Source organism: Mycobacterium talmoniae (assembly GCF_001854525.1).
Classification (GTDB): domain Bacteria; phylum Actinomycetota; class Actinomycetes; order Mycobacteriales; family Mycobacteriaceae; genus Mycobacterium; species Mycobacterium talmoniae.
In genome coordinates this window covers 2,711-11,412 of sequence record NZ_MLQM01000177.1, presented here as the reverse complement: position 1 = coordinate 11,412, position 8,702 = coordinate 2,711, and the positions used below count along the sequence as shown (strand labels likewise).

Sequence of the window (8,702 nt, the reverse complement as noted above, 5' to 3'; positions counted from 1 at the left end):
GTGTTGGTGGGGGTGGTCGGTGCCTCGGTGTGGCTGGAGTTGGCCAGGGTGTAGGCCACCCCGCCGATCGCGGCCGCGGCCAGCAGCGCGCCCACCGCGAAGACCAGCCGGGGCAGGCCGGAGCCGCGCCGCACTTCCGGCAGCCGCGACGGCACCTCGTAGGGCGCCACCGGCCTGTCGACGTCGACGGTGTAGGGGTCACCGACATACGGCACCGGTTCGTCGGCGTCGTCCTCCTGCGACCAGGCCAACTCCACCTTGCGCGGCGCCGTCTCGGCGAACTCGTCGAGACCGCCGACCGGTGGCAGGCCCCCCATGCCGGTGCTGGTCCCCGGCGAGGCAGCGAGCGCGGTCTGCGTCTGGGTATCCGCGGCCGCCATCACGACCCGCGTCGTCCCCTCCTCGTCGGCCCCGCGCGCGGCCATCACCGCGGCACCGACCGCGATGTCGAGTGCCGGGTGCTGGGAGGTCACCACCGGCATCCGACGCCGCGACGACAGCCGCTGGGCGATCACCGGAATGCTGGCGCCGCCGCCGACGGTGGCGACCGCCGCGAGCTTGCTCCAGCGAATGGTGTTGCGTTCCAGCATGTCTTCCAGGGCGCAGATCAGGCCGCTGAGCGGATCCTCGATCAGTTTCTGCAGTTCGTCGCGGGTCACCCGAACACTGAGCTGGGCGCCGGGCAGGTCGGCGACCAGGTCGGTGGCCTGCTGCGCCGACAGCCGTTCCTTGGCCTGGGTGCACTCCTCGCGGAGTTCGGCGAGTTGCCCGACGGCCGCGGTGGCACTCGGGTCGACCCCGCCGGCGTCACCGATGCTGCCCATCACGTGGGCCAGCAGTGCGTCGTCGATGCGGTCGCCGGAAAACTCGGCGTAGCGGCGTGTTTCGTCGATCGGCTGGAATCCGGCGCCGGCGTCGGCCAGCGTGATGCTGGTGCCGCTGCCCCCGAAGTCCAGCAGCGCGATCACCCCGCGGTTCGGGAGGCCGCAGTCGGCGCGCAACGCGGTCAGCGCCGCGGTGGCGTCCGACACCAGCTGCGCGGGACCCCCCAGCGTCGACAGGCCGGCGTGGGTGGCCAACGCGTCCTGCAGCCTGGCCCGGGCCGCCGGCCCCCAATGCGCGGGCACGGCGAGGGCCAGTTGCGCGGTGGTGGCGTCGGCGCCGGTGGCGTTGACCATCGCGTCGATGGCCTCCACCAACAGCAGGCTGGGATCGTGCACGGATCCGTCGGAGGCGGCCAACGGAACTGGGTCGCCGACCCGTTGGACGAAACCAGTGACCACCGGGCCTGATTCGGTCAGGGCCGGATTCTGTTCGGGTGCACCGATTTCGGGGTCGCGATGGGGAAACAGGGTCAACATCGAGCGGCGCGTGACCGGTGACTCTCCGACGCGCACCGCGACGAGGTTGGTGTTCCCAATCGACAACCCCAACGGGTCATACATATATCGCAACCTTGGGTCGACAATGGCTGGGGCGCGGTCAACGATAGCGGGAATGGCGGTGCGCCAACATTGGCCGTGCCATGTTGAAACCGGGTCGTTATCGTTTGGACGCAAAGCGGGCGCACAGGTATTTGCGGGACAGGCGATTTGGCTCAGTGAGCTGCGCCGACGCGCCGCGGAGCATCCGCTGCGACCGTGACCGTCGCGATCACCGGTCGGTGCGGATGCACCGTCACATCGGCGCGGGCGCGCACCGGTGCCGCCGGCAGCAGGTCCACCCGCGCCGACTGGGTCATGGTCGCCAGGGCTAGGGTCGCCTCGAGTTGGGCCAGTCCGGCGCCCACACAGATCCGCCGACCACCACCGAACGGCAGGAAGGCGTAGCGCGGCCGGTTGTCCGCGTTCTCGGGCAGGAACCGGCGCGGGTCGAATCCCTCTGGGTTGGGCCAGAATTCGCTGTTACGGTGCAACAGGTAGGGCGAAATGACCACTGTGTCACCGGCGGCGACGCGTACGCCCGCGATGGTGTCGGCGACGACGGCATCGCGTTCGATGGTCCACGCCGGTGGGTAAAGCCGCATCGTTTCCGAGACCACCGCCTGCGTCCACGGCAACCCCTCCAGGTCGGCGGCCGTGGCGTCGCGCTCCCCCAGCACGTCGGCGACCTCGGCGGCCAACCGATCCCACGCCGCCGGGTACCGCGACAGCAGGGTCACCGCCCAGGTCAATGTGTTGGCGGTGGTCTCGTGGCCGGCCAGCACCAGGGTCATCACCTCGTCGTGAACCTCGTCGCGACTTAGCGGTTGCTCCCCCGCGCCGGCGGCCAGCAGCAGATCCAGCAGGTCGTTGGGCTCGCGGTGTGGCGCCGCGATTCGGGCATCGATAATCCTGGCGACCAGGGTCTCCAGTGTCGTTGCGGCCCGGCCCAACCCGGGGACGAGGTGGGTGACCACCGCCCGGGTGCGCTGCACCGAACCGAGATTCGGCAGCAGTGAGGCGGCGATCGCCGCACGTTGCAGTCGGGTGACCGCGCGGCCGACCGATTCGGCGTCGGCAGCAAGGTCGGCGCCGAACAGCACCCGGCCGATGACGTCCATCGTGAGCGTCCGCATCTCGGCGCCGACATCGATGCTGCACCCCGGCGTCCAGCGGCCGATGCGTCTGCGCGCCGCCGCGACGATGGCCGGCGCGAAGGACTGCACGTGGCGATGGTTGAACACCGGCTGAATCAGCCGGCGGTGGCGCTGCCAGGTGGCGCCCTCGCTGGTCAGCAGGCCGTCACCGAGGAAAGCCTTGAGCGGTCGGTAGGTAAACGCCTTGACGTAACGGTCCTGGTGCGCGACCAGCACATGCTCGGCGTGTTCGGGCCGGCTGAGCAGGAAGAACGTGTGTTTAGGGGTGAGCGGGATGCGCACCGCGTCACCGTAGTCGCGGTGCACCGCCGCATACCCGGCCAACGGGTCGCGCAGCATCTGCCCCCAGTACCGCAGTGACCGAGGGCCGGAGGGTCCAGGCGCGCCTGATCCGCCACCCATTCCGCCATGCTACGCGCGGGGGCCGCCCGGCCAGGCGCTCTCGCCGAGTGTGCACTGACAGCGGAGTTTTCGGTGATTTTCCGCCGTGGCCGCACGCTCGGCGCATCGTCACTGCCGGGCACGCAAGATTAGCCGGTACACGATGAAGCTCGGCGTGCCCACTACCGCCGTCAACTCGGGGAACCGCTCGACCGCTGCCGGGGTGGGTTGCGGTTCGGCGACGCGCTCCACGACAAACCCGGCGTCGGCGAAGGCGTCGACGACGGCCGCGAGTGGCCGCCGCCAGAAATGCTGGGTGACTTCGACACCGGCTTTGCACCAGGTGTCGCTGGCCAGTTCGGTATCGAAGTACCCGCCGTGCTGGCTCGGTAGCGGCGGGGCGAACGGGTGGTCGACGGACAGCACCACCCAGCTGTGGGGCCGCAGCAGCGCGGCGAAGGACCGCAGCGGCACATCCCAGTCGCGCAGGTAGTGCAGGGCCAGCGAACAGGTGATGCCGTCGAAGGTGCCCGCGGGCAGCGGCAGCGGCTGCGAGAAGTCCGCCACCGCGAACGTGGCCCGCCCGCTGCACCGCTGGGCGGCCTGCTCCACCATCGCGGGGCTCAGGTCGATCCCGGTCACCTGGGCGCCCTCGTCGAGCAGCCACTCGCATTGGGCACCGGATCCGCAGCCGGCGTCCAGAATGTTCTTCCCGGCCAGCGGGCGCGGAATGAGCGCCCGTAACGCCGGCCGCTCCAACAGCCCGTTGAACGGACCGGTGTCGGTGGTCGCGCTCCACACCGGGGCGAGCCGGTCGTAGGCGTCCCGGGTGAGCCGCCGATGCTCGGCGGGGTCGGTCGGTTTCCGGTTAGCGGCCATTGCCCGAGCGTGCCACGAGCGCTCTGGGATCCGCGAACTCACACCACGGTGAGCGGCAGCGACTTGCGTGGCTGGAAGACGAACGTCGACCCGGCGCTGACCTTGGCCACCGACACTTCGGGCAATTCTTTTGCGGCGGTGTCGGATTCGACCAGCTCGACGGTCCAGTCGGTGTCGGTGCCGGCGACCTGGACCTGCAGGTACGGGTCCACGGCGGCGGCGATCGCCTGCAGCGGCGCGACGGAGTCCGGTGTGCACAGCGCCAGCCAGGCGCCGTCGTCGTGCGCCGGGGACCGGTGCACCTGCACCCGGTTGCCGTCGATGTCGGCCCGCACATAACCGGCGGGGTTAAGCAGCGGGTGCAGCTCGAAGGTGCGCAGCGCCCCCGCGGCACCCGCGGGCAGCTTGAGCGCACGGTGGATGCGTTCGGCGCCCAGCCCGGCCAGGCCGGTCAGCTGGCGGGTGCCGACGTCGCGGGCCAGCGCGGCGTCGGCGCCGGCGCGGGCCCGCACCGCGATCGCAAACGACAGGTACAGCAGGTGCATCTGCAGGCAGACCTCGTCGGCCATCCGCACCAGCGCCGAATGCGAGTACGCGGCGAAGTCGAAGTCCGACAGCAGCGGGCCCGAATAGTCGGCCAATCCCTCGTCGGTGCGGTCGATGGCGGCGAGTTCCCAGCCAGCGGCGCGGGTTTGGCGCACCTGATCCAGCGCCGGGATGCCCTGGGCCGGCGGGTAGGACTCGTCGATGATCACGGTCCAGGCGCAGTGCGGCTGCCGGTCGGCGGGTTGGCGCGGCGGCCGGTGGATGGGCCGCATCTGGGCGCGCGGATTGGTGGCCACCGCGGTGGCGTCGAAGGTGGGGTCCTCGATGGTGTGGCACATGCCGAAGACGTAGTCGTCGCCCATCGGCTCCACGTCGAGCAGCGCGCCGCAGTGGTCGAGCTGGAACTCGCCGTGCCAGCGGTCGTGGATGGTGTAGCGGAAGTCCATGAACTGCGGCGGGGCGCCGATGTCGAGCTGCAGCCCCTTGAAGATGGTGGGCACGTCGTCGCCCTCGAAGTTCAGCGCCCGCTGCATCCGCTTGGTGTAGATCGGGCTGGCGCCGGCCCACTCCTCGATGGCGATCTGCAGCATCTCTTCGCGACCGAAGGACTGGATGCACCAGGCCATGCCGGAGCGGTCGATCATGTGCCCGATCAGCAGCAGCTCGGGCACCAACACCGACAGCTCGTCGCGCGATAGCGACGCATACCTGGATTCGCTCACCCGCCAAAAATAGAGCTGACTATGTTATAAAGTCAACAATGTCTATTAGCGCAGGCCAGACGCCTAGCCGGGCGGCGATTCCCACCCGGCAGACCAGCGCGCCGCGCAAGCGCGGGGACGATACCCGCGCCAAGATCATCGACGAGACGGTCCGCTGCGTGGTCGAGGAAGGCTTCGCGGCGGCGACCGCCAAGCACGTCGCCGAACGGGCCGGGGTGACCTGGGGCGTCATTCAGTACCACTTCGGGGACCGCAACGGCCTGCTGATGGCCGTCGTCGACGATGGGGTGGCCAAGCTGCTGTCCAGCCTGTCCGCCATCGAGGTGGGTGAGGTGGCGCTGCCGCAGCGCATCGAGGCCGTCGTCGACACCGCCTGGTCCTGCTATTCCAGCCCGACGTCGCTGGCGGCGTTCGAGATCCTGCGGGCCACCCGCGGCAGTCTGGGTGAGCGCTCGCATCGGCACCTGCTGGAGATGAACGACGCCATCGGTCAGCTGGGTCGGCTGATCTCCGACGATCCCGCGGATGCCGGTGTGGCCGAGGTGATTTGGGCGGCGCTGCGCGGTGTGGTGTTGGCCCAGATGATCATGGGCACCCCGATCGATTGGGCCCTGGAGCGGCGCGCGCTGATCGCGATGGTCAGCCACTACCTGCAGCGGTGAGCCGGTCGGCCACCATGACCACGCGTCGGGCCAAGTGATCCAGCGCCGCCAGGGTGTCCTCGGTGGGTGCGGTTTTGTTGTCCGGTCCGGTGATGTGGCTGACGCCGTACGGGTTGCCGTCGTCGAACTTGATCGGATCGGTGTAGCCGGGCGGCACCAAGATCCCACCGAAGTGCATCAGCGTGATGTAGAGGCTGAGCAGCGTGCTCTCCTGGCCGCCGTGCGCGGTCTGCGACGAGGTGAACCCGGCGTACACCTTGTCGGCGAGTTTGCCCTGGGCCCACAAGCCGCCGAGGGAGTCGATGAAGGTGCGCAACTGCGACGACGGGGAGCCGAACCGGGTCGGCGAGCCGAAGATCACCGCATCGGCCCAGACGATGTCGTCGCCGGTGGCGGCCGGAAGATCCTTGGTGGCTTCGTAATTGGCCGTCCAGGCCGGGTTCTTGGCGAACGAGGCCGGGTCTCGCGTTTCGGCGACGTGCCGCAACCGCACGTCGGCGCCGGCGGCTTCGGCGGCCGCCGCCACCCGTTGCGCCATCGCGGTGTTGTGCCCGGTCGCCGAGTAGTAGATCACCGACAGCTTGGCCATGCTGGTCCCCAATCGATCGATGGAACGCGTGCCATTCCGGGTCTACACGACGTGCCGCGGCTGCGCGGCCGAATCGGCCGCCCGTCGCGCGGCGGTGCCGGTGTGCTGCAATGGCGAGATGAGTCCTCAGCCGGCCGACATCACCGCCGATCTCGACGCGATCAAACAGGTCAAGTACCGCTACCTGCGGGCCCTGGACACCAAGCACTGGGACGACTTCGCCGACACCCTCACCGAGGACATCCTCGGCGACTACGGGTCGTCGCTGGGTGAGGAGTTGCATTTCACCAACCGCGCCGACCTGGTGGAGTACATGCGGTCGTCACTGGGGCCCGGCATTATCACCGAGCATCGGGTGACCCACCCGGAGATCAGCGTGACAGGGGATGAGGCGTCGGCCACCTGGTATCTGCAGGATCGCGTCATCGTCGCCGAGATGAACTTCATGCTGATCGGCGCGGCGTTCTACCGGGATCGCTACCGGCGCACCGCCGACGGCTGGAAGATCAGCGCCACCGGCTACGACCGCACCTACGAGGCGACGATGTCGTTGGCGGGCCTGGACTTCAAGCTGACACCGGGCCGCGCCCTGGCCTGATCGCCTTCGATAGGGCCTGCGCCGAGCTTAGGATCTGAGCCTGACCAGCCCGGGAGGCGATCGACGATGAAGCAATTTTTGCTCGCGGCCGCGTGGTTGACCACCGGGGCAATCGTCGGCATCTGCCTCTACCTGTGGTTACCCGCGGCACTGGCGGAACTCGGCGCGGACGCGTACAGCACGATGGCCCGTGCTCCGCTGCGGGTACTCGGAGTCTGGATCGCGCTAGCCGCGCTATCCGGCTTGGTTGCGCGCAAGGCCCGTACGTCACGGAAGTTGAGCCTGCTGTTTTTCATGACCGGACTGGCGATGTATCCGGTGCTGCTCGCCTTTGACGCGGCTTGCCGCGTCCAGTCCTGCTAAGCCCGCTGCTTACTGCGCGATTGCGATCAGCGCACCCGGCTTCAACCACTGGATGATCTTGACCAAGGTGGCATCGTCGATGGCCACGCAGCCCGCGGTCGGTCCGCCGTCGGTGGTGTGGAAGAAGAACGCCGCACCGTCGCCCGGCGTCCGGTTAGGGTTCACGCCCATCACCACCGCGTGCTTGTACTGCGGGATATCCAGGTTCTCACTGGCGGAGGTGTCGAACGGGCACTGCGCCTTCTGGCAGACCTGCATGGTGTTAAACGTCGGGCTGTGGTCGTCTCCGCTCCACCAGTGGTTGGGCCCGACCTGCACGTACTTCAGTCCACCGCCGGGGTTGGGTGCGGTGCCGAACGCGAACGGCAACGTGAAGACGCCCATCGGGGTGGCCGGATATTCGCTTTTGGCTTTTTGCGTCATCCCCGCCGACCCGACATGGGTGGGAATGCCGGCAGCGACCGCTTGCCAGCCCGCCGCATTGCGCTGGTAGACATCCATCTTCGCGTCCGAACCACCCACGCCGACAACCGAAACCACCTGGCTGGCACTGCCGACCGAGCTCGCGAACCAGGGGTTGACGACGGCCGCGCTGCGCGGTGCGAGCTCCAGCGTCACACCGGCAGCACACACCGCTGCGCATAGCAAAGCCAGCAGACGGCGCACCGTTTCATGATCAAGGCGCTGCGACCTGAGGGTCAAGTAAAGGTTTAGCCACGGTTCGGTCACGCGGCCGTTCATCGCCGATTGCCGTTCGTTGAGATTGCGGCCAGGGCTGCGCCCAGCGAAATCGCGACCCTCACTGCAATCTCAATGCGGCGCCGGTCTGCCCGACGGCATTACCCGTCGCCGGTGCGTTCCAGTTCGCTCACGGGCACCACCTTCTTGAGGAAACCCCGCAGCGAGAGGAACTCGTCGAGGTGATCGCGGTGGTCATCGCACGCGAGCCAGACCTTGCGTCGTTCGGGGGTGTGGATCTTGGGGTTGTTCCACAGCAGGCCCCACGTCGCTGGCGCGCGACAGCCTTTGCTTGAGCAGATGAACTCCCCGACGGGATCGGGCGTCGCGGATAGGTCGGCCATTGTGGGTCGAGTCTACGCGGCGAGCCGTCGATGATCCGGGCTACCAACGCGCCACCAGCACAACAGGATCAGCGGCCACTGGCGTCACAAGAACGCGTTGGATATCGCATCGAGCAGCACGCGGCAGCGGGCAAAGCTGAATACCGAAATTTGGGATCAGCGATACCATCGACGAATGCCGGATACGCCCCCTTCGGGGCTTCCGCCAGCAAGGCCGCCAGGACCGCCGCCCGCGGCGGGCTCGACCGGGCTCCCGCCCGCCCCGAGCCCGCTGGGACCACCAATGCCGCCAACCTCAGCCC

At 68.7% G+C, this 8,702-nt stretch carries 10 protein-coding genes; 3 read left to right on the top strand and 7 right to left on the bottom strand.

The window, feature by feature from the left end:
* The 4 genes from BKN37_RS22690 to BKN37_RS22675 all read right to left on the bottom strand — a co-directional run.
* Positions 1-1,445: Hsp70 family protein (locus tag BKN37_RS22690; RefSeq protein ID WP_071029196.1), on the bottom strand; the 1,445-nt coding region annotated here is incomplete at its 3' end.
* Positions 1,446-1,597: 152 nt separating this feature from the next.
* Positions 1,598-2,917 (bottom strand): cytochrome P450, encoded by a 1,320-nt coding sequence (locus BKN37_RS22685; RefSeq protein WP_071029195.1) that lies wholly within the window; start codon positions 2,915-2,917, stop codon positions 1,598-1,600.
* 171 nt (positions 2,918-3,088) lie between these two features.
* Positions 3,089-3,760, bottom strand: a complete 672-nt coding sequence (locus BKN37_RS22680; protein WP_071029199.1) for a class I SAM-dependent methyltransferase — start codon at positions 3,758-3,760, stop codon at positions 3,089-3,091.
* A gap of 116 nt (positions 3,761-3,876) precedes the next feature.
* Complete coding sequence (locus BKN37_RS22675; RefSeq protein WP_071029194.1) at positions 3,877-5,106, bottom strand: hypothetical protein; 1,230 nt, start codon at positions 5,104-5,106, stop codon at positions 3,877-3,879.
* Between the two features lie 38 nt (positions 5,107-5,144).
* On the opposite strand from BKN37_RS22675, the gene BKN37_RS22670 reads away from it, so the two are divergent.
* The gene (locus tag BKN37_RS22670; RefSeq protein WP_071029193.1) at positions 5,145-5,768 is read left to right on the top strand and encodes a TetR/AcrR family transcriptional regulator; all 624 of its coding nucleotides are present in this window, start codon (positions 5,145-5,147) and stop codon (positions 5,766-5,768) included.
* Here BKN37_RS22670 and wrbA read toward each other — a convergent pair.
* Complete coding sequence (gene wrbA, locus BKN37_RS22665) at positions 5,746-6,357, bottom strand: NAD(P)H:quinone oxidoreductase (protein WP_071029192.1); 612 nt, start codon at positions 6,355-6,357, stop codon at positions 5,746-5,748. The two genes, BKN37_RS22670 and wrbA, sit on opposite strands and share 23 nt — an antisense overlap.
* A 100-nt stretch (positions 6,358-6,457) precedes the next feature.
* On the opposite strand from wrbA, the gene BKN37_RS22660 reads away from it, so the two are divergent.
* Entirely contained in the window at positions 6,458-6,955 is a 498-nt protein-coding gene (locus BKN37_RS22660; RefSeq protein ID WP_071029198.1) for a nuclear transport factor 2 family protein, read from the top strand.
* 66 nt (positions 6,956-7,021) lie between these two features.
* Positions 7,022-7,318 (top strand): hypothetical protein, encoded by a 297-nt coding sequence (locus tag BKN37_RS22655; RefSeq protein ID WP_071029191.1) that lies wholly within the window; start codon positions 7,022-7,024, stop codon positions 7,316-7,318.
* A gap of 9 nt (positions 7,319-7,327) precedes the next feature.
* Here BKN37_RS22655 and BKN37_RS22650 read toward each other — a convergent pair whose 3' ends face one another.
* Both BKN37_RS22650 and BKN37_RS22645 read right to left on the bottom strand, forming a co-directional pair.
* Positions 7,328-7,984, bottom strand: a complete 657-nt coding sequence (locus BKN37_RS22650) for a L,D-transpeptidase family protein (RefSeq protein ID WP_071029197.1) — start codon at positions 7,982-7,984, stop codon at positions 7,328-7,330.
* A gap of 173 nt (positions 7,985-8,157) precedes the next feature.
* Positions 8,158-8,400, bottom strand: a complete 243-nt coding sequence (locus tag BKN37_RS22645; RefSeq protein ID WP_071029190.1) for a hypothetical protein — start codon at positions 8,398-8,400, stop codon at positions 8,158-8,160.
* Positions 8,401-8,702: the final 302 nt, after the last annotated feature.